This window comes from Streptomyces sp. NPDC048417 (assembly GCF_040651615.1).
In the GTDB taxonomy this organism is placed as follows: Bacteria; Actinomycetota; Actinomycetes; order Streptomycetales; family Streptomycetaceae; genus Streptomyces.
The window spans coordinates 109,442-132,545 of sequence record NZ_JBEZKI010000014.1 but is presented as its reverse complement, the minus strand read 5'-3'; the positions used below and the strand labels follow the sequence as shown (position 1 = coordinate 132,545).

21 protein-coding genes and 2 pseudogenes are annotated in these 23,104 nt (G+C 71.5%); 9 read left to right on the top strand and 14 right to left on the bottom strand.

Translation table 11 applies throughout. The features are described 5' to 3' along the window. Positions 1–4 precede the first annotated feature (4 nt). The 5 genes from AB0D59_RS22870 (at position 5) to AB0D59_RS22850 (ending at position 5,421) form a co-directional block, all read left to right on the top strand. A complete protein-coding gene (locus AB0D59_RS22870; protein WP_362568186.1) occupies positions 5–1,372 on the top strand; it encodes a sugar ABC transporter substrate-binding protein in 1,368 nt (455 codons plus the stop codon). Next, positions 1,369–2,304 (top strand): sugar ABC transporter permease, encoded by a 936-nt coding sequence (locus AB0D59_RS22865; protein WP_362568184.1) that lies wholly within the window; start codon positions 1,369–1,371, stop codon positions 2,302–2,304. Before AB0D59_RS22870 ends, AB0D59_RS22865 begins: the two co-directional genes overlap by 4 nt. After that, complete coding sequence (locus AB0D59_RS22860) at positions 2,301–3,146, top strand: carbohydrate ABC transporter permease (protein ID WP_362568181.1); 846 nt, start codon at positions 2,301–2,303, stop codon at positions 3,144–3,146. The genes AB0D59_RS22865 and AB0D59_RS22860 overlap by 4 nt, the downstream gene beginning before the upstream one ends. Beyond that, entirely contained in the window at positions 3,143–4,132 is a 990-nt protein-coding gene (locus tag AB0D59_RS22855; RefSeq protein ID WP_362568178.1) for a zinc-dependent alcohol dehydrogenase family protein, read from the top strand. Before AB0D59_RS22860 ends, AB0D59_RS22855 begins: the two co-directional genes overlap by 4 nt. A gap of 104 nt (positions 4,133–4,236) precedes the next feature. Then, a complete protein-coding gene (locus AB0D59_RS22850) occupies positions 4,237–5,421 on the top strand; it encodes a TerD family protein (protein WP_362568175.1) in 1,185 nt (394 codons plus the stop codon). 48 nt (positions 5,422–5,469) lie between these two features. Here AB0D59_RS22850 and AB0D59_RS22845 read toward each other — a convergent pair whose 3' ends face one another. After that, complete coding sequence (locus tag AB0D59_RS22845; protein ID WP_362568172.1) at positions 5,470–6,036, bottom strand: helix-turn-helix domain-containing protein; 567 nt, start codon at positions 6,034–6,036, stop codon at positions 5,470–5,472. Between the two features lie 69 nt (positions 6,037–6,105). On the opposite strand from AB0D59_RS22845, the pseudogene AB0D59_RS22840 reads away from it, so the two are divergent. Then, positions 6,106–6,963 (top strand): annotated as a pseudogene (locus AB0D59_RS22840) (MFS transporter); the annotation flags it as partial. Positions 6,964–6,987: 24 nt separating this feature from the next. Here the strand turns inward: AB0D59_RS22840 and AB0D59_RS22835 are convergent. The 5 genes from AB0D59_RS22835 to AB0D59_RS22815 all read right to left on the bottom strand — a co-directional run bounded on the left by AB0D59_RS22835 (position 6,988) and on the right by AB0D59_RS22815 (position 14,079). Further along, positions 6,988–8,028, bottom strand: a complete 1,041-nt coding sequence (locus AB0D59_RS22835; protein WP_362568169.1) for a 1-aminocyclopropane-1-carboxylate deaminase — start codon at positions 8,026–8,028, stop codon at positions 6,988–6,990. A gap of 14 nt (positions 8,029–8,042) precedes the next feature. Further along, the gene (locus AB0D59_RS22830; RefSeq protein ID WP_362568166.1) at positions 8,043–8,690 is read right to left on the bottom strand and encodes a GntR family transcriptional regulator; all 648 of its coding nucleotides are present in this window, start codon (positions 8,688–8,690) and stop codon (positions 8,043–8,045) included. Between the two features lie 177 nt (positions 8,691–8,867). Continuing rightward, positions 8,868–10,454, bottom strand: a complete 1,587-nt coding sequence (locus AB0D59_RS22825) for a TROVE domain-containing protein (protein ID WP_362568164.1) — start codon at positions 10,452–10,454, stop codon at positions 8,868–8,870. Positions 10,455–10,906: 452 nt separating this feature from the next. Beyond that, a complete protein-coding gene (locus AB0D59_RS22820) occupies positions 10,907–12,361 on the bottom strand; it encodes an alkaline phosphatase PhoX (protein WP_362568161.1) in 1,455 nt (484 codons plus the stop codon). 287 nt (positions 12,362–12,648) lie between these two features. Then, complete coding sequence (locus AB0D59_RS22815; protein WP_362568158.1) at positions 12,649–14,079, bottom strand: hypothetical protein; 1,431 nt, start codon at positions 14,077–14,079, stop codon at positions 12,649–12,651. Positions 14,080–14,386: 307 nt separating this feature from the next. On the opposite strand from AB0D59_RS22815, the gene AB0D59_RS22810 reads away from it, so the two are divergent. Beyond that, a complete protein-coding gene (locus tag AB0D59_RS22810; protein ID WP_362568155.1) occupies positions 14,387–16,213 on the top strand; it encodes an endonuclease/exonuclease/phosphatase family protein in 1,827 nt (608 codons plus the stop codon). 29 nt (positions 16,214–16,242) lie between these two features. On the opposite strand, the gene AB0D59_RS22805 is transcribed toward AB0D59_RS22810, so the two are convergent. The 5 genes from AB0D59_RS22805 to AB0D59_RS22785 all read right to left on the bottom strand — a co-directional run bounded on the left by AB0D59_RS22805 (position 16,243) and on the right by AB0D59_RS22785 (position 19,268). Then, positions 16,243–16,980: an SRPBCC domain-containing protein gene (locus AB0D59_RS22805; RefSeq protein WP_362568152.1), complete on the bottom strand. Its 738-nt coding sequence runs from the start codon at positions 16,978–16,980 to the stop codon at positions 16,243–16,245. A gap of 17 nt (positions 16,981–16,997) precedes the next feature. Continuing rightward, entirely contained in the window at positions 16,998–17,771 is a 774-nt protein-coding gene (locus tag AB0D59_RS22800) for a helix-turn-helix domain-containing protein (protein WP_362568149.1), read from the bottom strand. A gap of 101 nt (positions 17,772–17,872) precedes the next feature. Then, a complete protein-coding gene (locus AB0D59_RS22795; RefSeq protein WP_362568147.1) occupies positions 17,873–18,355 on the bottom strand; it encodes a hypothetical protein in 483 nt (160 codons plus the stop codon). Between the two features lie 95 nt (positions 18,356–18,450). After that, positions 18,451–19,134, bottom strand: a complete 684-nt coding sequence (locus tag AB0D59_RS22790) for a hypothetical protein (protein ID WP_362568145.1) — start codon at positions 19,132–19,134, stop codon at positions 18,451–18,453. After that, positions 19,131–19,268: a hypothetical protein gene (locus AB0D59_RS22785; protein ID WP_362568143.1), complete on the bottom strand. Its 138-nt coding sequence runs from the start codon at positions 19,266–19,268 to the stop codon at positions 19,131–19,133. Before AB0D59_RS22785 ends, AB0D59_RS22790 begins: the two co-directional genes overlap by 4 nt. Before the next feature lie 180 nt (positions 19,269–19,448). Here AB0D59_RS22785 and dapA point away from each other — a divergent pair, with 180 nt between their 5' ends. Beyond that, positions 19,449–20,378, top strand: coding sequence for a 4-hydroxy-tetrahydrodipicolinate synthase (dapA, locus tag AB0D59_RS22780; RefSeq protein WP_362568141.1), 930 nt, complete (start codon positions 19,449–19,451; stop codon positions 20,376–20,378). Here the strand turns inward: dapA and AB0D59_RS22775 are convergent, their stop codons facing one another. Together AB0D59_RS22775 and AB0D59_RS22770 are read right to left on the bottom strand one after the other, a co-directional pair. Further along, positions 20,379–21,596, bottom strand: coding sequence for a WD40 repeat domain-containing protein (locus tag AB0D59_RS22775; protein ID WP_362568138.1), 1,218 nt, complete (start codon positions 21,594–21,596; stop codon positions 20,379–20,381). Then, positions 21,593–22,153: a SigE family RNA polymerase sigma factor gene (locus tag AB0D59_RS22770; protein ID WP_362568135.1), complete on the bottom strand. Its 561-nt coding sequence runs from the start codon at positions 22,151–22,153 to the stop codon at positions 21,593–21,595. Before AB0D59_RS22770 ends, AB0D59_RS22775 begins: the two co-directional genes overlap by 4 nt. Before the next feature lie 141 nt (positions 22,154–22,294). On the opposite strand from AB0D59_RS22770, the gene AB0D59_RS22765 reads away from it, so the two are divergent. After that, a complete protein-coding gene (locus tag AB0D59_RS22765) occupies positions 22,295–22,804 on the top strand; it encodes a hypothetical protein (protein WP_362568132.1) in 510 nt (169 codons plus the stop codon). A gap of 90 nt (positions 22,805–22,894) precedes the next feature. Here the strand turns inward: AB0D59_RS22765 and AB0D59_RS22760 are convergent. After that, a pseudogene (locus AB0D59_RS22760) lies at positions 22,895–23,041 on the bottom strand (site-specific integrase); the annotation flags it as partial. Positions 23,042–23,104: the final 63 nt, after the last annotated feature.

The window sequence follows — 23,104 nt, the reverse complement described above, 5'->3', positions numbered from 1 at the left end:
ATCCATGCGAACCCCGAGCCGACGGAGGCCGCGAGTCACACTCGCCATGGCCGCCGCAGGGACGCTGCTCGCCCCGCTGCTCTCCGGCTGCTGGGTCGGTGCGGGCGGGTCCGGTTCAGGCGGCGATTCGATCAATGTGCTGATGGTGAACAACCCCCAGATGACGGAACTCCAGAAGCTCGCGCCGCGCTTCACCAAGGAGACCGGCATCAAGGTCAACTTCACCGTCCTGCCAGAGAACGACGTCCGCGACAAGATCAGCCAGGACTTCGCCAACCAGGCCGGCCAGTACGACGTGGCCACCCTGTCCAACTACGAGATACCGATCTACGCCCGCAACGGCTGGCTGCACGAGATGGACTCCTACGTCGCCAAGGACCCCGGCTTCGACGAGAAGGACATCCTCCAGCCGATGCGCGAGTCCCTGACCGCGGACGACGGCAAGCTCTACGGCCAGCCCTTCTACGGCGAGTCGTCCTTCCTGATGTACCGCAAGGACGTCTTCACGGCCAAGGGCCTGACGATGCCCGCGCACCCCACCTGGCAGCAGGTCGCCGACCTCGCCGCCAAGGTGGACGGCGCCCAGTCCGGCATGCGCGGCATCTGCCTGCGCGGCCTGCCCGGCTGGGGCGAGCTGATGGCACCGCTGACCACGGTCGTGAACACCTACGGGGGCACCTGGTTCGACAAGGACTGGAAGGCCCAGCTGACCGGGCCCGGCTTCGAGAAGGCGACGAAGTTCTATGTCGACCTCGTCCGCAAGCACGGCGAGTCCGGCGCCCCCCAGTCCGGCTTCGCCGAGTGCCTCAACAACATGACCCAGGGCAAGGTCGCCATGTGGTACGACGCCACCTCCGCGGCCGGCCTCCTGGAGGCGAACGGCTCCCCGGTCAAGGGCAAGCTCGGATACGCCCCCGCACCCGTCGAGCAGACCAAGTCCGCCGGCTGGCTCTACACCTGGGCCTGGGGCATCCAGAAGGCCTCCCGCAACCCCGACAAGGCCTGGAAGTTCGTGTCCTGGGCGTCCAGCAAGCAGTACGAGGAACTGGTCGGCCAGACCAGCGGCTGGTCCAACGTCCCGGCGGGCAAGCGGGCGTCGACGTACACGAATCCCGACTACGTGAAGTCGGCCGCCGCGTTCCAGGAGATGACCAAGGAGGCCATCGAGAGCGCCCGCCCGAACGACCCCGGCGTCCAGCCCCGCCCCGCGCCCGGCATCCAGTTCGTCGACATCCCCGAGTTCACCGATCTCGGCACCAAGGTCTCCCAGGAGATCAGTTCGGCCATCGCCGGACGACAGTCCGTCGACTCGGCCCTGAAGAAGTCCCAGCAGCTCGCCGAGAAGATCTCCAAGGAGTACGAGGGACGATGACCGCGACCACAGCTCCCTACCCAGCGACACCCGTACGCGCCACGCGGCCGCCCTCCGCCCGCCTGCGCGCCTGGGCCACCCGGGCTCCTCTCCTGCCCGCCCTGGTCTTCATGATCGTCGTGACCCAGCTGCCCTTCGTGGCCACGGTGGTCATCTCCTTCTTCGACTGGAACGCCCTCTACCCGAAGGCCCGCCACTTCGCCGGCGTCGACAACTACCGCCAGGTCCTCACCGACGCCGACCTGCGCCACTCGGTGTGGACGACCGTGCTGCTCACGGTCACCGTGGTCCTGGTGAGCCTGGTCCTCGGCCTCGCCCTGGCCCTGCTCCTGAACAACAGGTTCCGCGGCCGTGGCATCGTCCGCACCCTGCTGATCGCCCCCTTCCTGGTGGTCCCGGTGGCCGCCGCCCTGCTCTGGAAGCACGTCCTCTACAACCCCGAATACGGCCTGCTCAACGGCCTGTTGCACTATGTCGGCGGACCGCAGCCCGACTGGATCTCCAGCACCCCGCTGCTGGCGGTCGAGGCCGCCCTGGTGTGGCAGTGGACGCCGTTCATGATGCTGATCCTGCTCGCCGGGCTGCAGAGCCGTGACCCCGAGCAGATCGAGGCCGCCCGGGTGGACGGCGCGAGCGACTGGCAGGTCTTCCGCTATCTGACGCTCCCGCACCTGCGCCGCTACCTCGAACTCGGCGCCCTGCTGGGCTGCATCTACATCGTCCAGAACTTCGACGCGGTCTTCACGATCACGTCCGGCGGCCTCGGCACCGCCAACCTCCCGTACACCGTCTACCAGAGCTTCTACCAGGCCCACGAGAACGGCCTCGCCTCGGCCGCCGGCGTCCTGGTCGTCATCGGCTCGATCATCATCGCGACCTTCGCCCTGCGCGTGGTGTCGTCCCTGTTCCGCGAGGAGGTGTCCCGCGCATGAGCAGCCTCGCCATACGCGTCAGGAAGCACCGGGGCCGCAGCGTCGGGCTGGTGGCCTGGCTCGTCGGCATCGTCTTCTTCTTCCCCATCGCCTGGATGGCGCTGACGTCCTTCCACTCCGAGGCGGACGCGGCGACCAACCCGCCCTCCTTCGGTGCCGCCCTCACCCTGGACGGCTACCGCGAGTTCTTCGGGGCCGGCGGTGGCGCGAGCCCCTGGCCGGCGCTGATCAACTCGGCGGTCGCGTCGGTCGTCTCCACGCTCTTCGTCCTCGTCCTGGCCTTCCCGGCGGCCTACGCGCTGTCGATCCGGCGGGTGAAGAAGTGGACGGACGTCCTGTTCTTCTTCCTCTCCACCAAGATGCTGCCGGTCGTGGCCGGTCTGCTGCCGATCTACCTGTTCGCGAAGAACACCGGGATGCTGGACAACATCTGGTTCCTGGTCATCCTCTACACCTCCATGAACCTGCCGATCGCGGTGTGGATGATGCAGTCGTTCCTCGCCGAGGTCCCGGTCGCGGTGATCGAGGCGGCCCAGATCGACGGCGCCCGCCTCCCGACGATCCTCGCGCGCGTGGTCGCCCCGATCGCCCTGCCCGGCATCGCTGCCACCTCCCTGATCTGCTTCATCTTCAGCTGGAACGAACTTCTCTTCGCCCGAGTCCTGACGGGCGTGGTCGCCGAGACCGCCCCCGTCTTCCTGACCGGCTTCATCACCAGCCAGGGCCTGTTCCTGGCCAAGGTGTGCGCCGCGTCGCTCGTCGTCTCCCTGCCGGTACTCGCCGCGGGGTTCGCCGCCCAGGACAAGCTGGTCCAGGGCCTGTCGTTGGGAGCCGTGAAATGAAGGCCGCCGTCATCGAGTCCGTGGGCCGTGCCGTCGTCACCGAGGTCCCCGACCCCACACCGGGGCCCCGCGAGGTCGTGGTGGAGGTGGCCGCCTGCGGCCTGTGCGGAACCGATCTCCACATCCTCCAGGGCGAGTTCGCGCCCAAGCTGCCGATCGTGCCGGGCCACGAGTTCGCCGGCGAGGTGGTCGGCGTCGGCGCCCAGGTGACCGAGGTGGCGATCGGCGACCAGGTCGCGGTCGACCCGTCCCTGTACTGCCACGAGTGCCGCTACTGCCGGGACGGCCACAACAACCTCTGCGAACGCTGGGCCGCGATCGGCGTGACCGTGCCGGGCGGCGCCGCGCAGTACGCGCTCGCCCCGGTCGCCAACTGCGTGAAGCTCCCCGAGCACGTCCGCACCCAGGACGCGGCACTGGTCGAGCCGCTGTCCTGCGCGGTGCGCGGCTACGACGTCCTCAACTCCCGTCTGGGCGCCCACGTCCTGATCTACGGCTCCGGGACCATGGGCCTGATGATGCTGGAACTCGCCAAGCGGACCGGCGCGGCGAGCGTCGACGTGGTCGACCTGAACCCGGCCCGCCTGGAGACCGCCCGCGCGCTCGGCGTCTCCGCCTCCGCCGCGAACGCCGACGAACTGGACCGGCCGCGGGGCTGGGACGTGGTGATCGACGCGACCGGCAACGCGGCGGCGATCCAGGACGGCCTGGAGCGGGTGGGCAAGGCCGGAACCTTCCTCCAGTTCGGCGTCGCCGACTACGCGACCCGGGTGACGATCGACCCGTACCGCATCTACAACCAGGAGATCACCATCACCGGCTCCATGGCCGTCCTGCACAGCTACGAACGCGCGGCGGAGCTGTTCGCGAACGGGGTCCTGGACCCGGAGGTCTTCATCAGCGACCGCCTCCCGCTGGACAGCTACCCGCAGGCGCTGGAGCAGTTCGCGGCGGGCGTCGGACGGAAGATCGTCGTGGTCCCCTGAGCCGGATCGCGGTGCCCCCTGAGCCGATCGGGGGTTTCCGGGGGGTCCGCTCTTCGGTAAGGGAACGGTAAAGCGGGATCGTTCGTTCACGAGGCATGACAGCTATGACCCCTGGCTCGAACATCCCTCTCCCCGTCTCCCGGGTGGCGGTGGACGTCGCCGCCCCGGTGCGGCTCGACGTGTCGGGCCTGCTGCTCACCGGCGACGGCAAGGTGCGCTCCGACGACGACTTCATCTTCTACAACCAGCCCAGCGGCCCGGGTGTGACGTACCGCTCCGGCGGCGGTACGTCCGCGGACGCCATCACCGTCGACACGGCGGCCGTACCTCCGGGCATCGAGAAGATCGTCGTCACCGCGAGCCCCGACGCCGCAGGTCAGACCTTCCAGGGCATCGAGCCGACGGCGACGATCCGCAACGCGGAGGACGGCTCGGTGCTGGGCACGTTCACGCCGCCGCAGCTGGGCACCGAGACGGCCCTGGTGGTCGTCGAGATCTACCTGCGCAACGGCGCGTGGAAGGCCCGCGCGGTCGGCCAGGGGTACGCGAACGGGCTGGCCGGCATCGCGACCGACTTCGGCGTCACAGTGGAGGAACCGGCGACGGCCCCGACCCCCCAGCCGGCGGCTCCCCAGCCCGCGGCCCCGCAGCCGACGGCTCCCCCCGTCGTGGCCCCGCCCGCGGCGCCCGCCGCGCCCGCGCCGGGCGCCGGGAAGATCAACCTCGACAAGGGCAGGGTCAGCCTCCAGAAGAACCAGACCGTGTCCCTGGTCAAGGGCGGCAGCCCGCTGCTCTCCCAGGTCAAGATGGGGCTGGGCTGGGAGCCGGCGTTCCGCGGCAAGGACATCGACCTGGACGCCTCGGTCATCGCCTACGGCCCGCAGCGCGACCACGTCGACAGCTGCTACTTCGGCAAGCTGTCCATCCTGGGCGGCGCGATCAAGCACTCCGGCGACAACCTCACCGGCGAGGGAGGCGGCGACGACGAGGTGATCGTGGTCGACCTCGGCCGGATCCCCCCGGAGGTCACCGGCCTGGTCTTCACCGTCAACTCCTTCTCCGGCCAGAAGTTCACGGAGGTCGCCAAGGCCTACTGCCGCCTCCTGGACGCGGCGACCGACGAGGAACTGGTCCGCTTCGACCTCACCAACGCGGAATCGCAGACCGGCGTGATGATGGCCAAGCTGGTCCGCCAGTTCTCCGGCGAGTGGGACATGACGGCGCTGGGCGAGTTCGTGAAGGCCCGGACCGTACGGAACATGGTGAAGCCGGGGGCGCAGGCACTCTGACGAAGGCTCGCTCACGCAGATCCGGGGAGGGGCGCGCGGCCGTGGGCGCTACGGCCGCAACCCCTCCGTGAGCAGCGACAGATACCGCCGGATCTCCTTGCCCTGCCCGTCGGCCAGTTCCGATGCCGTGGCCAGTCCGTGCGCCAGGCGCAGGAGTTCGATCGGCTCGATGTCCGGGCGCAGGGTGCCCTCCGCCTTCGCCGCGTCCACCAGCCGGGTCGCCGCGCCGCGGACCGTGGTGCCGCAGGCCGTGACCGCGGCCGAGCTGCCGTCCGTGACCGCCGAGCCCAGCAGAGCCTTCAGGCCGCGTACCTGGATGGTGGCGACGCACAGTTCGTTCAGCCACTCCGTCAGCGCCGCGCTCGGCGGCAGTTCCGCGGCGAACTCGTCGGCCATCGCCGCCAGCCCCTCCAGCCGGTCCACGAACGCGGCCTCCAGCAGCGCCTGCCGCGTCGGGAAGTGCCGGTAGAGCGTGCCGGAGCCGACGCCCGCCCGCTTGGCGATGTCATCCAGCGACGCGTTCTCCCCGTGCTCGGCGAAGGCCTCGGCGGCCACCTTCAGCAATCGCTCGTAGTTGCGGCGAGCATCCGCACGCATGGGTCTGACCTGCGTCATCCAGTTACTCCTTGCGAACCGGGGACTCTCTCCGTATCTTATCGAGCACCAAACGGAGACAGTCCCCACCTGGCCCTGCCCCGCTTCGTCGCCGAGACCCCGCGCCACGCGGGCCGCTTCGACCTGGCGGGCGCGCTGACCGGGACGGCCGGGACGGCCTCGCTCGTGTACGCGTTCATCCGGGTCTCCGAGGCGGGCTGGAGCGACGCCCAGGCCCTGTCCGGCTTCGGCTGCGCGCTCGCGCTGCTCCTCGGCTTCACCCTGATCGAGTCCCGGGCCGGCCAGTCGATCATGCCGCTGCGGCTGTTCGCCGACCGCGACCGGGCAGGCGGCTACCTCACCATCATGCTGCTGCCCGCGGGTATGTTCGGCGCCTTCTACTTCCTCACTCTCATCTGCCAACAGGTCCTGGAATACAGCCCGTTGCGCGCCGGATCCGCGTTCCTGCCCATGACCCTGGCGATGTTCACGGTGGTGCGTCTGCTGCCTCGGCTGCTGGCCCGCTTCGGGGCCAAGCCGGTGCTGCTGACCGGCATCGCCCTGCTGGTCGTCACGGGCGGGTGGCTGTGGCGACTGCGGCCCGGGGACGGTTACGCCACCGGGCTGCTCGGTCCGCTGCTGCTGCTGGGCGTGGGCGTCGGCCTGAGCTTCATGCCGCTCAACGCGACCATCCTCGCCCGCATCGAGTCCCGGGAGGCCGGCGCCGCCTCCGGCCTGCTGCAGACGCTGCAGTGGCTGGGCGGCACCCTCGGCCTCGCCGTCCTGGTCACGGTGTACGGAACGGTGACCCGGCACGCGACCGGCACGTCCGCCGAGATCCTCACCCATGGCGCGTCCCGTGCCTTCGGCATCGGCTCGCTGGTCGCGGTGGCCGCGCTGCTGGTGGCGGCGTTCGTGATCACGGGCCGACGCCGCGAGAACGTCTAGTCGCAGCACCAGGGCCACCCGGCGCTAGAACAACGCGCTGTAGGCGTTCAGTGCCGGCTGGCCGCCGAGGTGGGCGTAGAGCACCGTGGAGTCGGCGCCGATCTCGCCCCGTTCGACCAGGTCCACCATCCCCGCCATCGACTTGCCCTCGTACACCGGGTCCGTCACCATGCCCTCCGTGCGGGCGGCCAGCCGCATCGCCTCCAGGGTGGTCTCGTCCGGGATGCCGTAGACGCCCGCGTGGTAGCGCTCGTCCAGCTCGATGTCGTCGACGGTCAACTCCCGCTGGAGACCGATCAGTCGTCCGGTCCGGTCGGCTATGCGGGCGATCTGCTCGCGGGTCTCGGCGGGCCTGGCCGAGGCGTCGATGCCGATCACCCGGCGCGCACGCCCACCCGCCTGCGCCAGCGCGGCGAACCCGGCGGCCATGCCGGCCTGGGTCGACCCGGTCACCGAGCAGACGATCACCGTGTCGAAGAAGACACCCAGCTCCCGCTCCTGCTCGGCGACTTCGTACGCCCAGTTGGCGAAGCCGAGCCCGCCGAGCGGGTGGTCGGAGGCGCCGGCCGGGATGGCGTACGGCCTGCCGCCGGACTCCTCGACCTCGCGCAGCGCCCCTTCCCAGCTCTCCTTGAACCCGATGCCGAACCCGGCCCGGACGAGGCGGACGTCGGCCCCGGCCAGCCTGCTGATCAGGATGTTGCCGACCTTGTCGTACACCGAGTCCGGCCACTCCACCCAGCTCTCCTGCACCAGCACGCACTTGAGCCCGGCGCGCGCGGCGACGGCGGCGACCTGGCGGGTGTGGTTGGACTGCACGCCGCCGATGGACACGAGGGTGTCGCAGCCCTGGGCCAGGGCGTCGGCCACCAGGTACTCCAGCTTGCGCGTCTTGTTCCCGCCGTAGGCGATCCCGGAGTTGCAGTCCTCCCGCTTGGCCCACAGCGCGGCCCCGCCGAGATGGGCGGTGAGACGCTCCAGCGGATGCACGGGCGAGGGGCCGAAGAGGAGGGGGTATCGCTCGTAGGAGGAAATGGTCGGGGAAAGGGGCGCGGAGGGGAACATGGAGGCTCCTGGTGTCAGTCGGGGTCGGCCAGGTCGGCGAGGGTGTGCCAGATGTCGGCGGTGACCCGGACCGCCGCCCGCGTGTCGCCGGCCGCGCACGCCTCGATGAGCCGCTCGTGCAGACCCGCCGAGCGGCAGGAGCCGCCCTCGCCGAAGCGGCGGCGCTCCAGGCGGCGGATCAGCGGGGTGTAGCGGGCGACGGTGGCGGCGGCGGCACGGTTGCCGGCCACCCGGATCAGTACGTCGTGCAGCTCGTCGTCGGCGCGCAGGGCCTCGTCCACGTCACCGGCGCCCACGGCGGCGGCGAACCGGTCGTTGGCCGCGCGCATCACGTCGAGGTCGGTGTCCCGCAGCCGGGGTACGGCGGCCCGGGTGGCCAGTTCGTGCATGGCGCCGACCACGGCCGCCGCGTCCCGTACGTCGGCGGCCACGACCGGGGTGACCCGGGTGTAGCTCTGCGGCTTGCTCTCCAGGAGCCCCTCGTCGACGAGCCGGGCGAACGCCTCCCGCACCGGCGCCCGGGACAGCCCGAGCCGCTCCGCGAACTCGGCGTCCCGCACCACCGCACCGGGTTCGATCTCGCCGGCGACGATGGCATCGCGAATGGCCGCGTAGGCACGGTCGCGGAGCAGGGTGCGGGGGACGGGTCGCAGGGCCTCCATGAACTGAAATGTTAGATATCAATCGCGATGCGGGCAAGGGTGTGTCGTGGGCAGGGGGTGTGGTGCGGGCACGGATGCGGCGCGGACACGGATGCGGCGCGGGCACGGATGCGGCGCGGGGCACGGGTGTGGCCCGCACCCCCCGTGAAGGTGCGGGCCACGCTCATGGGCCGGCGGTCAGGCGGCCGTCGCCCACGGCCAGTCGGCGTCCCGGGCGGCCTCCAGCAGCGGCACCATCCGGAAGGCCGCGTCCGAGAGGCCGCCGAAGGTGTGCCGGCCGGCCGCTCCCGACGGGCCGTGGCCGACCCGGTAGCCGGCCAGGTTCCAGGTGTAGACCGGGATGTGGGCCGGGACCTGCTGGGTCGGGTCGCCGTGCCGGTGGTAGGTGTACTGCTCGTCGGTGACGATCAGCACCCGGTCCTGCCCCCGGTAGTGCGAGCGGATCGCCGAGGTGGTGTCGGTACCGCCCAGCGAGCCGAAGCGGCCGAGGATCTTCAGCACCGACTCGCCCTTGCCGAACGTCAGCCGCTTGCTCGTGGTACCGAACTCGACGAGGTCCGCGTCCGACGCCCGCAGCGCGAGCGCCGTACCGAAGATCGCCGCCGCGTCGGCCCGGTTGAGCCGCGAGTGGTCGGACAGCGGGCCCCACATCGAGCCGGACCGGTCGACCAGCACCAGCGTCCGTCCCGGCAGCGCGGGCACGTTGGCCAGCGAGTGGCCGAGCGCCCGCTCCAGCGGGAAGGACCAGCGCAGCGACGGGGCGTGCTGGTACGCGGCGAGGTACCGGAACGGGAACTGCCGCGAGCGCGCCACCTCCGCCGGGTCGCTGATCCGGGCCGCGACCTGCGCGGCGACCTCGTCGGAGACGCCGGCCTCGTCGAAGTTCCGCAGGTTGCGGACGAGTGCCATGGTCCCCATGGAGGGGATCACGGCCTCCCAGGCCGCCCTGTTCATCGGGCCCTGGAGCCATCCGGCCAGTGCCTCCCAGGTCAGCCCCGCCGCCGCGAGCCGCTCGGCGCCACCGGGCTCGGTGACGACCGCACGCCGCTGTGCGACCGGCAGCGCCATCAGCTCGCGGTGCGCGGCGAGCACCGGGCTGGACACGGGCGGTACGGCCGTGTCCGGGTGGTGCCGCCGGTCCAGCGCGTACTGGAACAGCTCGCCCTGCCACGGCTTGTCCGGGTCCGGCGCCGCGTGCACCAGGTTGAGGATGTCGCCGAAGCGGTATCCCTTGGCCGCGGTGTCGTACTTGAGCAGCGACTTGCCGTGGTAGAGCCGCCGTACGGCGTCGGCGATCCCCCGCTTGACGGGCTTGGGGACGGCACGGCCGTAGGTCGCCGTCCAGTAGGCGAGCAGTTCGCCGGGCTCGTCGGGCCGCTGCAGCACGGAGGCGACGACCTGCCGGTTCGAGGGGCCCTCGGTGGCGCCCGCGGTCAGGCGTGCGTGCACGTACTCGGCGGCGCCCACGAGGGAGGCGGTCCGCATGTTGCCCTCGCCGCGCAGCCAGCCGAGCAGGCCGGCGGTCCAGACCGGATCGGTGACGGCGAGCTCGCGGACGAGCTTCGCGTACCGGTCGTCGCGGTCGGCGCCGGTCTCGTAGAAGGTCTGCTGCGAGACGAAGTTGGCGACGGCGAGCAGGAAAAGCTCGGAACGCGTGTCCCGCTCCTGACCACGCCCGCCCTGGTAGGTGCGGAGCACGCGTCCGGTCGAGGTGACCCGCGAAGTGGGCTGCGCCCGGGCCGCCTTGGTGTTGAATCGCGCCATGGTGAATTCCCCCCGAATTCATTGGAGTCTGGGAGGAGGCGCGGCAATAGGAGGGTGTCCGAGATCAGGAGTCGGCGACGGGACTATAACCTGGCGCGTCTTCCTTTCCGCCACATCGGCCCTGAGCCGATGACGGGATTCGAACCCGCACCCCCTTTCGGGGACCAGGGCCCTGAAGTATCCGCTGCCTGCGCACCGGACACCCACCATGAGCTGCGCCTCCCGAGTTCAGTGACACACGCACCGGGAGGTGCATGAAGTTTTTGGTGTCCAGAGTTCAAGGCCGGCGGAACCGACGTAGGTGCTCTAACCCCTGAGCTACACCGGCGCGTTGTACCGGTGGCGGGACTCGAACCCGCGGCCGCCCCATTATCAGTGGAAGTAGGTCCTGCCTTCGCACCTGGACGTTCATTACCTTAGGAGGCGTGCCGCGGGCCGGGCGAGTGAATTAATCAGCCGCGCTTCTGCCGCTTCCAGGGCCCCGTGATCGCGAGCATGATGCCCGGGGTCTGGATGTTGGCGTACAGGGTCTTGCCGTCGGGCGAGAAGGTGACGCCGGTGAACTCACTGTATTCCGGCTCTTCTTCGGTGCCGGCGTTGAGTTCGTTGCGGGCGATCGGGTAGGTGCGGCCGCTGTCGGTGGCGCCGAAAAGGTGCTGGATGCCCTCGCCGTCCTCGGCGATGACCAGGCCGCCGTACGGGGAGACGGTGATGTTGTCCGGGCCGTCGAAGGCGCCGTCCACCGACGGGTCGGGGTTGACGCCGATGAGGACCTTCAGGGTGAGGGTGCGGCGCTTGGGGTCGTAGAACCAGACGGCGCCGTCGTGCTGGACGGGGCTCTCCGCGCGGGCGTAGGAGGAGACGATGTACACGCCGCCGTCACCCCACCACATGCCCTCCAGCTTGCGGGCGCGGGTGACCTGGCCGGTGGTGAACTGCTTGCGGACCGAGGTGGTCCTCGCGTCGCGGTCCGGGACGTCCACCCAGTCGACGCCGTACACGGTGCCGATCTTCGTGGCGCGGGAGAGGTCGTCGACGAAGACGCCGCCGGAGTCGAAGCACTTGAAGGCCTGGAGCGTGCCCGCGTCGTCGGCGAGGGTGCGCAGCCTGCCGCGGCCGTGGTGGAAGTGCTCGGGCGGGGTCCAGCGGTAGAGCAGGCCGTTCGGGTTGGACGCGTCCTCCGTCAGGTAGAGGTGGCCGCGCTTGGGGTCGACGACGACGGCCTCGTGGGCGTACCGGCCGAGCGCCTTGAGGGGCTTGGGGTTCTTGTTGGCCCGGCGGTCCTCGGGGTCGACCTCGAAGACATAGCCGTGGTCCTTGGTCATGCCGTTGGCGCCGGCCTTGTCCTCAGTCTCCTCGCAGGTGAGCCAGGTGCCCCAAGGGGTGTTGCCGCCCGCGCAGTTGGTGGCGGTGCCGGCGATGCCGACCCACTCGGCGACCTTGTCGTGGCGTACCTCGACGACGGTGCAGCCGCCAGCGGCCGCGGGGTCGTAGACGAGGCCCTCGGTGAGCGGCACCGGGTGGGTCCAGTTGGCGCGGGGCCCGGCCAGCTCGTGGTTGTTGACCAGGAGGGTGGCGCCGCGGGGGCCGTCGAAGGTGGAGGTGCCGTCGTGGTTGGAGGGGGTGAACTCGCCCGACTCCAGCCGGGTCTTGCCGCTGTAGGTGATGACGCGGTACTTGAAGCCTGCGGGGAGCGCGAGGATGCCGTCGGGGTCGGGGAGCAGCGGCCCGTAGCCGACGCCGTCGTGTCCGTGGCCGTGCCCCGACTCGGCCGCGTCGGACGCATCGGTCTCGGTGGAGGCGAGGGCGTTGGGGGCGGTGGCGAGGGCGCCGACGCTGCCCGCCAGCGCGACACCGGCACCGGTGATCGCGGATTTCCTGGCGAAGTCCCTGCGGGTGAGCGACATGGTGTCTCCTGGTGACGGTCGGAGTGCCGTGGAGGGTGGCGGACCTCGGGTCGGCGCACACGCTCCCGGCCACGTCTGAACTCCGCCTGAACTCAGGGCGACATCCGCTTCGCATGTTCCATGAATCCGTATGCGCCGCCCCACGGCAACCAAAAACCACACCCACGAACGCGCCACGGACCCCGACGACCGCGGTCTGGAATCCCTCCCGCCGCGACGGCGCTCAGCCGCACTCAACGCATCCGGGGGGGTGCCCGACCTCCCGCGCACCCCCTCCCCTTCGGCGCCTACCCGCCGTGCTGCGACCGTGCCTTGAACGCCGCCTTCCGGGCCTCCTTCGCGACCTTCTTGTCCGGGTGCAGGCGTCCCATCGCCTCCAGGACGTCGGCCGTGTCCGGGTGGTCGACCCGCCAGGCCTCGGCGAAGAACCCGGCGTGCTGCTGGGCCAGCCCCTCGACGAGGGCCTGCAGTTCCTCCGAGTTGCCCTCGGCGGCCAGCTGGGCGGCGACCGTGTCGATGGTCAGCCAGAAGATCATGTCCGGCGAGGGCGGCGGCACGTCGGCGGCGCCGCGCTCGGTCAGCCAGACCCTGGCCAGTCCGCCCAGTTCGGGGTCGTCGAGGACCTCGCGGAGCGCCGGCTCGGCCTCGCCGCCGACCAGGGACAGCGCCTGCTGGCAGCGCAGTCGGCGCAGCGGCGCGCCCGCGTCCTCGCCACCCGCGGCGGCCAGCAACTCCCGTGCGGCGGCGAGGGATTCGCGGCGGGCCAGCCACTGCTCGGTCTCGGCCTGCGCGGCCCCCTGCGGAAACGCTGCCATACCGTCGAGCAACGCGTCCGCGCCCTTGTCGGCGAGTTCCCCGACGGCCGGCGCCTCGAACCCGGCCTCCAGCAGCCGCGCCCGCAGCCCGTACGCGCCGAGCGGGGTGAGCCGCACCATGCCGTACCGGGTGACGTCGCTCTCGTCGACCGGCCCCGCCGCCGGCTCCTCCTCGGCGTCGGCCATGAGCGCCTCGTCGACCGGCTGGTACGCGACGAGTCCGACCGGTTCCAGCATCCGGAACTGGTCGTCGAGCCGCATCATCGCGTCGGAGACCTGCTCCAGGACGTCGTTGGTCGGCTCGCCCATGTCGCTGGGCACGATCATGGACGCGGCGAGCGCGGGCAGCGGCACCGGCGCCTCGCCGGGACCGCCTTCGCTCACCGTCAGCAGGTACAGGTTGCCGAGGACGCCGTCGAGGAAATCCCCCTCCGCCTCGGGGTCCCAGCCGAGTGACGAGAAATCGACCTCGCCGCCGTCGCCGAGCGCGTCGACAATTCCGTCCAGGTCGGGCACGCTCGCGTCGCCGATCACGGTCTCCAGCGCGGCCAGCCAGACCGCGAGGACGTCGTGCGGCGAGCCCCCGGTGAGCAGCGCCAGCTCCTCCCCGGCGGCCACAGTCCCGGCCTCCTCGTCGACGGTCTCGACGAGCCCGGTGTCCAGGGCGACCCGCCAGGCCTCGGCGGCGTATGCGGCGGCGTCGTCCCCGGTGAGCCCGAGCAGCTCGGCGGCGGCCGGGAGCTGCTCCTCGGCCAGGCCGCCACCTGCGTCGACGCGGGTGTCGGGGCTGGCCCAGCGGGCGAGCCGGGCGGCCCGGGAGAGCAGCGGCGTGGCCAGCGCGGCGCGTGCCAGCTCCGCTTCGGGGCGCAACCGCACCGGCGGCAGGGGGGAGCTGTCTGACATCGGGTGGTTCTCCTCGGACGCCTCTACGGTCGTACGACGACATGGACTCCGTACGACGGCCGTACGACCATCGGGACGCCGTACGGCTCAGCCGCTCAGCCTAGACGGATTTCCACCCATGCCGCCCGGTTCATCTCCTCGCCGGGCTCCGTACATGGCCGAAACCTTGACAACTCCCCTACGCAAGGACGAGATTGACGCGCGTAGAAACCAGGGGGACAAGCGTTCACTCCTTGTCTACGCGTGTCATGCCCACTCCATGACGCACCCTCGTCCCGGCACCGTTTATGTCCCCGGAGGGATTTCCTTGCCGAGCAGGTCTTCCGCGCGTCTCGCCGCGCTCACCGTCGCCGCCGTCTGCGGCGCGGCGTCCACCGTCGCCCTCACCTCGCCCGCCCAGGCCGACGGGCTGCGCATCCATGACGTCCAGGGCGCCACGCGCATATCGCCGTACGCCGGCCAGAAGGTGACGGACGTCCCCGGCATCGTCACGGCCACGCGCACCTACGGCTCCTCGCGGGGTTTCTGGCTCCAGGATCCGACGCCCGACGACAACCCGGCCACCAGCGAGGGCGTCTTCGTCTTCACCAGCTCCACCCCGAAGGTCGCGGTCGGCGACTCCGTCACGGTCACCGGCACGGTCTCCGAGTACGTCCCGGGTGGCGCCACCACCGGCAACCAGTCGCTGACCGAGATCACCAAGCCGACGGTCACCACGGTCTCCACCGGCAACGCGGTCCCGGCGCCGGTCGTGATCGACAAGAAGTCGGTGCCGGCCGAGTACACCCCGGCGGGTGACACAGCCGCGGCCGGCTCGATCAACGGCCTCACGCTCCAGCCGAAGAAGTACGCCCTGGACTACTACGAGTCCCTGGAGGGCATGAACGTCCAGGTCCGCGACACCCGCGTGGTCACCGCCACCGACCCGTACGCCGAGCTGTGGGTCACGGTGAAGCCGCACGAGAACCGCACCGTCCGCGGCGGCTCGCTGTACCGCTCCTACGACGACCAGAACACCGGCCGCCTCCAGATCCAGTCCCTGGGCTCGACCGCCGACTTCCCGGTGGCGAACGTCGGCGACACGCTGACCGGCGCCACGACCGGCCCGATGGACTACAACCAGTTCGGCGGCTACACCCTCGTTGCGAGCGAGCTGGGCACCCTCAAGAGCGGTGGCCTGCAGCGCGAGACGACGAAGAAGCAGTCGAAGAGCGAGCTGGCCGTCGCCACGTACAACGTCGAGAACCTCGACCCCTCCGACGCCACCTTCGCCGCGCACGCCGCCGCGATCGTGAACAACCTCCAGTCGCCCGACATCGTGTCCCTGGAGGAGATCCAGGACGACAACGGCGCGACGGACGACGGCACGGTCGCCGCCGACGTGACCGTGAACAAGCTGATCGACGCGATCGTCGCGGCCGGCGGCCCGAAGTACGACTGGCGGTCCATCAACCCGGTCAACGACCAGGACGGCGGCGAGCCCGGCGGCAACATCCGCCAGGTCTTCCTCTTCAACCCCGAGCGGGTGTCCTTCGTCGACCGCGCGGGCGGCGACTCCACCACCGCGGTGGGCGTCACCAAGGTGCACGGCCAGGCCCAGCTCACCGCCTCCCCGGGCCGGGTCGACCCGGCGGACTCCGCCTGGACGGCCAGCCGCAAGCCGCTGGCCGGCGAGTTCGTCTTCCGCGGCAAGACGGTCTTCGTGATCGCCAACCACCTGAACTCCAAGGGCGGCGACCAGGGCCTGACCGCGCAGTACCAGCCGGTGGCGCGCAGCTCGGAGGTCCAGCGTCACGCGCAGGCGACGCTGGTCAACGCGTTCGTCAAGAGCATCCTCGACGTCCAGAAGGACGCGAACGTCATCGCGCTCGGCGACATGAACGACTTCGACTTCTCCGGCACCACCAGGATCCTGGAGAGCCATGGCGCGCTCTGGTCGGCGATCCAGTCGCTGCCGACCAAGGAGCGCTACACCTACGACTACCAGGGCAACGAGCAGGTCCTGGACCAGATCCTGATCAGCAAGGAGATCCGCCGGGGCGGCGACTTCGAGTACGACAGCGTGCACGTCAACTCGGAGTTCCACGACCAGATCAGCGACCACGACCCGCAGGTGCTGCGCTTCCGCCCGTAAGCCGGTAGGCCCTTGTGGGCACCGGTGGCTCAGGACTGGCTGAACACTCCGTCCAGCCAGTCCTGCCAGGCGCTCTCGTTCGCCTCGGCGTCGGCGTCCGGTGCGAAGTCGTGGATGCTGATCCCGACCGGGGCGCCCCAGTGGTTGCGTCCGAAGAACCGGACGAGGGCGTCGTCGGTGCGCAGCCCGATGAAGTACGGGTTGCGGTAGTCGACCACCGCCTCCAGCGTCCGCCCGCCGGGCCCCCGGACGCTCGCCTTCGCGCCCTCGGCCAGGTCGTCCGGCAGGCCCAGGGCGCGGCCCACGGTGTCGAAGGCGTCCGGCGCCTGGGCCGCCTCGGGGCCGTTGAGCTGCGCGAAGGTGACCGGGCGGGGCGCGAAGTGGACCAGGTACTCGCGCAGGGTGTGCAGATAGAAGTCGGTGTGCCGGCTCGCGCCGTCGTACTGGTTGTCCCAGTCGTCGGTGAAGATCCCGCTGTGCACGTAGCGTACCCAGGCACGGCGGCCGCCGTCCCGCGGCTCGATCACGTGCTCCAGCTGGTTGACGCTCTGTACCGGGGAACCGACGTCCTCGCTGCGGACGATCAGGTGGTGCGGCGGCTCGTAGGCGGTCACGGTGGAGCCGAAGGCCGCCGCGCCGCCCACCCGGGGCTCGGGCGGCTCCATCGGCCAGAGGTAGGCACCGGTACCGTTGGTGATCGCCTCCCACACCTCTTGGGGCGTGGCGTCGACCTCGAACTCGCGGGCGATCTCGAATTCCTTGGACATGTCGGGGCTCCTGCTGCCTACTGATCCAGTTCGGGGGTGGTCCGGTCCGAGACCCCGGGCCGGTCCTCGGCCGCCGGGTGGGTCTCGGCCGTGGGATGCACGGCCGTCGGGTGAGTCTCCGCCGCCGGGCGGGGATCCGCCGTCGGGTGAGTCTCCGCCGCCGGGCGGGGATCCGCCGTCGGGCGCGGATCCGCCGTCGGGCGGGGATCCGCCTTGACCGTGGGATGGAGGGCGACGACGATCCGGTGGTCCCGGCCGTCCTCCGTGTCGGGTGTGTCGTACTTGCGGATGAGCGCGCTCACGCCCGCCGTCAGCTCCTGCGCGAACGCCGCGCGGTCGGCGGCGGAGGCGAAGCGCACCTCGCCGTCCAGCGCGTAGGTCGCCAGTCGCCTGCGAGCCTTGGCGGCACCATTGATCAGCGTGCCGACGTCGCGCACCAGGCGGGCGCCCAGCGCGAGCAGCCAGCGCGCGGAGAGCTGGTCGCGGAAGCGGTCCGGGTCCGGCTGTACGGCGGGCAGGGCGGCCGGCGAGATGACGTACGACGCGGCGGTCGCGCGCATCAGGCGTTCGTTGACATTGCCCTTGCGCCGCTCTCCCGCCAGCTCGACCAGGCCGTGCCGCTCCAGCGCCTTGAGGTGGTAGTTCACCTTCTGCCGGGGCAGCCCGACCTTGCCGGCCAGCATCGCGGCCGACGCGGGTGCGGCGGCCAGTTCGGCGAGCAGCCTGGCCCGTATGGGGTCCAGCGACACCGCCGCGGCCTCGGGGTCCTCGATCACGGTCACGTCCAGCATGACTCCACCGTCTCACCGAAAACTTTTTTTGTCCAGACGGATCAGATTTTCGGTGAGACGACGGAGAGGCAGAGGTGGAGAGGAGGACGCCCCGAGCGGATTCAGTGGCGGCCGCTCCGGCGCAGGACGCGCACGGCGACGGCACCGGCTAGGGCGAGGGCGGCGCTCGCGATCAGCACCGGGCGCGTGTGCCGCAGAGCGCTCCGGGCGGCCGTGCGCGCGGACTGCGGCATGCGCCCCTCGGCGGCGTGCGCCGCCTCGACGGCCTTGCCGGAGGCCAGATGACCCGCCCGCCCCGCCCGCTCCTGAACGGCGTGCCCGGTCCTGAGCGCCTGCTCCTGAAGCGTGTGCCGCGCCTTCACCATCTGCTCCTGGGCCGTGTGACCGCCCTTCGCCGCCCGGTCCTGGGCCTGATGGCCGGCCCGGGTGGCGCCCTCGCGCAGCTGGACGGTCAGGGCGCCGGCCTTGTCCTTGAGATCGGCGGCGCGGGCCTGGGTACGCCCCTTGAGATCGGCCTTCGCCGCCAAGGCGCCCGCGGAGTCGGTGATCCGGGCCCCCGTTCCGTGTGCGGTCCTCTTCGCCATCGGTACTGCCCCTTCCGGTCTCGTCGGCGTCCGCTTGCGCCTACTGACCTTCCGAGTACCCAGGTCGCCGGCGGTCAGGCGAGGCGACCCGTCCGTCAGCCCCGCTCCCCCCGCTCGCCGAGTCGCGCGAGCTGGCTCTGGAACCAGTCGAGGCGGGCCTGCAACAGGGCCGCCTCCGCGACCAGTTCGGGCACTCCGAAGCCCTCGCCGGGCACCGGCACCGGCTCGGCGGCGACCGCCCCCGGGGCCCCGGCGGCCATGCGCAGCCCCTGTCCGGCCAGCCGGGCGAACCCGGCGAGCGAGACGGACGTACGCGCGCGTACACAGCCCCCGCAGGCGGCCGCCAGGGCGCGCCAACCGGGCCTGCCCCAGCCCGCGTCGGCGAGCGCCACGGCCCGCCCACCGCAGGCGCACGGGCCGACGGTGGCCGTGCGGACCCGCTGCCGGGCGTAGCGGAAGCCACGTTCGAAGCGGATGTAGGCGCCGAGCACGGAGATCTCCAGCAGCACGGCCGCCCGGTGCTCGGCCGTGCACAACAGGGCCTCGGCGGCCCCGCGTTCGTGCACGCAGTGGAAGCCGCAGTCGCACAGTCGCGCGGGCGGGCGGTGCCGCCGGCCATAGACGCAGGACGCGTCGTCGAGTACTCCGTACGGCAGCGCGCCGCCCAGCGACACACCGGTGAACCCGGCCCGGGCGCCGTCCTGGGACAGCACCGGGTGGGCGATCTTGTAGCCGGTCGGCGGCTCCGTCGGGCGTTCCGCAGGGAGCCGCAGCCTCATCGGGCGGCCGGGGCCTCTTCGGGCACCGACACGGTCTGGGGCTCGTGGCTCTCTTCGGGGATGTCGGGTTCTTCGTCGTGGACGAGCGGCCGCTCCTGAGCGACCCCGGTGGCCAGTGCCCTGCCGAGCTTCATGACGCCTCCCATGACCTGCCGTCGGTGACCGTCCGGCCCATAGTGGCCCATGAGGGGCCGAGTTGGACACAGGGCCTCGGTCTTGGCGCGCCCGAGAGGAGCGATGACTTAGCGTTTCTAAGACGTACCCCGTAGAAGAATTAAGTGGAGCTAAGCTGTCGCGTTGCCGAGACTACCCCCATGACGAACGCACGCGACACCGCCCGCTCGCCCCGCCGTCCCCGCTCTCCCCGTCCCTTCGGCCGCACCCTCTGCGCGATGGTCACGCCGTTCACCGAGGCGGGGACGCTCGACCTCGACGGCGCCCGACGGCTGGCCGCGCAGCTGGTGGCGGAGGGCTGTGACGGTCTGGTGCTGAACGGCACCACGGGAGAGTCGCCGACCACCACGGACAGGGAGAAGGCGGAGTTGGTCACGGCCGTCCGGGACGCGGTGGGCGCGGACGTGTCGATCGTGACGGGCGTGGGCACCGCCGACACCCGGCACACCGTGGAGCTGGCGCTGGCGGCCGAGAAGGCGGGCGCGGACGGCGTCCTGGTGGTGTCGCCGTACTACAGCAGGCCGCCGCAGGACGCGCTGGAGGCGCACTTCCTGGAGGTGGCGGAGGCGAGCGGGCTGCCGGTGATGCTGTACGACATCCCGGGCCGCACCGGCACCCGTATCGAACCGGAGACGCTGATCCGGCTCGCCGCACACCCCGCGATCGTGGCCGTGAAGGACTGCTCGTACGACTTCCTCGGCATCCAGAAGGTGCTGGCGCGCACCGAGCTGGCGTACTACGCGGGCTGCGACGAGCACATCCTCGCCCTGTACGCGGTGGGCGCGGCGGGATGTGTGAGCACGGTGGCCAACGTCGTCCCGTCCCGCGTCGCGGCGATCCTGGACGCGTTCGACGCCGGGGACACCGCTCGCGCCGCCGAACTGCAGCTGCGGGCCACGCCGTTGATCGAGGCGATGACGGCCGCGGGCCTGCCGGGCACGGTCACGTCGAAGGCACTGCTCACCGCGCTCGGCCGGCCGGCCGGACCGGTACGCGCACCGCTGCGGTCCGCCGGCCGGGAGGCGGCCGACGGACTGCGGGCGGTGTACGAGGAGTTCTTGGCCGGCTGATCAGCGGCGGGCGAAGACGGGCTGCCACGCCTTCAGGGCGTCGTACATCTCCTTCTGGACCCCGCTCAGCGGGACGATCTTGTCGCTGCCGATCGTCACGAGCACCAGCCGGGCCCGGTACGGCTCGTCCAGGCCGCTGGCCCGCTCCCAGGCGATGAGCCGCCGGTCGTCGACCCAGGCGAGCAGGTCGCCGCCGCGGACCTTGGTGATCTCCTTGCCGGTGCGGGGGTCGCGGATCGAGGAGTACGACTTCCCGGGAGCGACCTCCCTGGTCAGACCGAGCGCGGCGAGCCGGCCGTTCGGGGACAGCCGTGCGTCGACGTCCGCGCGCAGGTACTTCTCGTCCGCCGGGGCGGTGATCTTGGCGCCGTCGAGGTCGTAGAACTGCTGCATCCCGTCCCGGCCGCCGATGACATGCGCGTACACCTGGCCGCCGGTGCGGCTGAAGGAGAAGTCCCCGCGCGCGAGGTCGTTGCGGTCGGACACGACCCCGGTCCAGGAGCCCTTGCCGGAGGCCACGTCGAAGTCGTAGAAGCCGGTCCGGCTGGACGTGGCGAACGCGGGTCCCCAGTCCCAGCCGCCCTTGACGTTCTGGACCTTGGCGCGCACATCGGGGTTGTCGTCGTACGTCGTCGCCAGGAGCCTGGTCCCGTCGTACGAGAAGGCGAGTCCGCCGACGCCGTGCTCGACCGGGATCCACCGCTCGACCTTCCTCGTCGCGAGGTCGAGCAGGCCGATCCGGCGGACGGGCAGGGTCTGCTCCAGCACGGCGGCCGTCCGCAGGCCCGGCGCGACGGCGACGAAGGCCCACCGGGAGTCCTTCACGTAGGTGCCGGTCCCCGGGTCGAGCAGCCGGTAGGTGCGTACGCCGATGCCCCGGTCGCCCGACTGCGGCACGGTCCGCCAGGTGTAGTACGCGGCGAGCTCCGTCTGGCCGGCCGCGATGAGCTCGCGCGGCGGCGACTGGTCCGGGTGGCCGGTGATCCCGTTCCGCTGCACGACCCCGGACGGACGCACATCGCTCTTCCCGGAGTCCAGCAGCGGCACCGCCACCGCGACGGTGATCACGGCGGCCGTCGCGGCGGCCACGGAGGCGAGCCTGCGGGTACGGCGGCGCCGGCGGACGGCCAGCACCCGGTCGGCGAAGCCCGGTCCCGCCGGCGACTGTTCGGCGGCCTGTTCGCGCAGGGTGTCCCGGACGAGTTCCTCGACGTTCACGGCCGTACCTCCACGGGCGAGTAGTCACGGGACGGCGGCTGTGCGCGGCCGGGGTCCGGGTCGAGGGCGGCCAGTTCGGGCGCGAGGGCGCGCAGCCGGGCCAGGGAGCGGTGGGTGGTGGACCGTACGGTGCCGACGGAGCAGCCGAGCAGCCGGGCCACGTCGGCCTCCGGCAGGTCCTCGAAGTAGCGCAGGACCAGCACGGTGCGCTGGCGGGCGGTGAGCCGGGACAGGGCCGTGCGCAGGACGAGGCGCAGTTCGGCGGCGGACGCCGTGTCGGGGGCCGGTGGGCTCTCCGGGGGTTCGGCGACGCTGAGTTCGCGCCGGCGCCACTTCAGGCGCCAGCGGCCGATCTGCTGCCGGTAGAGGACCTGCCGTACATAGGCCTCGGGTTCGTCGATGCGGTGCCAGCGGCCCGCCGCCTTGATGAGGGCGTTCTGCAGCAGGTCCTCGGCCGCGTGCCGGTCGCCGCCGGCGAGCAGCACGGCGGTCCTCAGCAGCGCCGAGGACCGGCCGTCCACGAACTCCCGGAAGCTCTCGTCCAGTTCCGCATCCATCGTCACCTTCTCTTCCCCCGGGCCCACCTCGTGTCCGGGCCCTGTACCTGTGGTGACGCGTGCGGGGCGGCGTCACTATGCCTGTGCGGCGCGAGCAATATTCAACGCCGCCGCGCGCCCCCGCTGTCGTACGTTGTCCGCGTGAGCCGCCCCCTGCTGTTCCTGGACGTCGACGGCCCCCTCAACCCGTACGCGGCGCAGCCCGAGCGGCGCCCCGAGGGCTATACGACGATCCGGGCGACCGTCCGCCCCGGGCGCCCCCTGCGGGTGTGGCTGAACCCGTCCCACGGTCCCACGCTGCTCGCCCTCGGCTACGAGCTGTGCTGGGCGACCACGTGGATGGCCGAGGCGAACCACTGGATCGCCCCGGTCGTGGGCCTGCCCGAGCTGCCGTACGTCGACTTCGGCCGGGGCCTGCTGGCCATGCGGCCGGACGGGGTCCACTGGAAGACGGAGGCGATCGTGGCGTACGCCGAGGGGCGGCCGTTCGCCTGGGTGGACGACGAGCAGAGCCCGGCGGACACCCGGTACGTCCGCGCCCACCATCCCGGGCCGGCCCTGCTGCACCACGTCGACCCCCGGATCGGCCTGCGGGAGGGCGACTTCGCCGCGCTGGCGGAGTTCCGGGCAGCCCTGCCCCAGGACGACTGAGTGCCCTCCCGCCCGGGGCCGGAGAGCGCTCTTACCGAGAACCCGAGCGGGTCAGTTGTGGCTGTTCTGATGTCCGTGCGGGTCACGGGCTCATGTTGCCCTATGGGCCGTGCCGGGGCCGTCGTCGGTGTCACCAGGGTCCCGGAAGCCCCGATCCACGGCGGCCCGGGTGCGCGCCTCGCTGTTCGGCATCAGGTGCGTGTACGTGCGGAGCGTGAAGCTCGGGTCATGGTGACCTGATGGTCGGAGGGGCCGGACCGGAAACGGAAGGGGCGGCCACCATCCGGTGACCGCCCCGCA

Bases quoted from the DNA above. Each gene is read 5' to 3' on its own strand.
- AB0D59_RS22870 (WP_362568186.1), top strand. From the start codon at position 5: ATGCGAACCCCGAGCCGACGGAGGCCGCGAGTCACACTCGCCATGGCC.
- AB0D59_RS22865 (WP_362568184.1), top strand. From the start codon at position 1,369: ATGACCGCGACCACAGCTCCCTACCCAGCGACACCCGTACGCGCCACG.
- AB0D59_RS22860 (WP_362568181.1), top strand. From the start codon at position 2,301: ATGAGCAGCCTCGCCATACGCGTCAGGAAGCACCGGGGCCGCAGCGTC.
- AB0D59_RS22855 (WP_362568178.1), top strand. From the start codon at position 3,143: ATGAAGGCCGCCGTCATCGAGTCCGTGGGCCGTGCCGTCGTCACCGAG.
- AB0D59_RS22850 (WP_362568175.1), top strand. From the start codon at position 4,237: ATGACCCCTGGCTCGAACATCCCTCTCCCCGTCTCCCGGGTGGCGGTG.
- AB0D59_RS22845 (WP_362568172.1), bottom strand. From the start codon at position 6,036: ATGACGCAGGTCAGACCCATGCGTGCGGATGCTCGCCGCAACTACGAG.
- AB0D59_RS22835 (WP_362568169.1), bottom strand. From the start codon at position 8,028: ATGTTCCCCTCCGCGCCCCTTTCCCCGACCATTTCCTCCTACGAGCGA.
- AB0D59_RS22830 (WP_362568166.1), bottom strand. From the start codon at position 8,690: ATGGAGGCCCTGCGACCCGTCCCCCGCACCCTGCTCCGCGACCGTGCC.
- AB0D59_RS22825 (WP_362568164.1), bottom strand. From the start codon at position 10,454: ATGGCGCGATTCAACACCAAGGCGGCCCGGGCGCAGCCCACTTCGCGG.
- AB0D59_RS22820 (WP_362568161.1), bottom strand. From the start codon at position 12,361: ATGTCGCTCACCCGCAGGGACTTCGCCAGGAAATCCGCGATCACCGGT.
- AB0D59_RS22815 (WP_362568158.1), bottom strand. From the start codon at position 14,079: ATGTCAGACAGCTCCCCCCTGCCGCCGGTGCGGTTGCGCCCCGAAGCG.
- AB0D59_RS22805 (WP_362568152.1), bottom strand. From the start codon at position 16,980: ATGTCCAAGGAATTCGAGATCGCCCGCGAGTTCGAGGTCGACGCCACG.
- AB0D59_RS22800 (WP_362568149.1), bottom strand. From the start codon at position 17,771: ATGCTGGACGTGACCGTGATCGAGGACCCCGAGGCCGCGGCGGTGTCG.
- AB0D59_RS22795 (WP_362568147.1), bottom strand. From the start codon at position 18,355: ATGGCGAAGAGGACCGCACACGGAACGGGGGCCCGGATCACCGACTCC.
- AB0D59_RS22790 (WP_362568145.1), bottom strand. From the start codon at position 19,134: ATGAGGCTGCGGCTCCCTGCGGAACGCCCGACGGAGCCGCCGACCGGC.
- AB0D59_RS22785 (WP_362568143.1), bottom strand. From the start codon at position 19,268: ATGAAGCTCGGCAGGGCACTGGCCACCGGGGTCGCTCAGGAGCGGCCG.
- dapA (WP_362568141.1), top strand. From the start codon at position 19,449: ATGACGAACGCACGCGACACCGCCCGCTCGCCCCGCCGTCCCCGCTCT.
- AB0D59_RS22770 (WP_362568135.1), bottom strand. From the start codon at position 22,153: ATGGATGCGGAACTGGACGAGAGCTTCCGGGAGTTCGTGGACGGCCGG.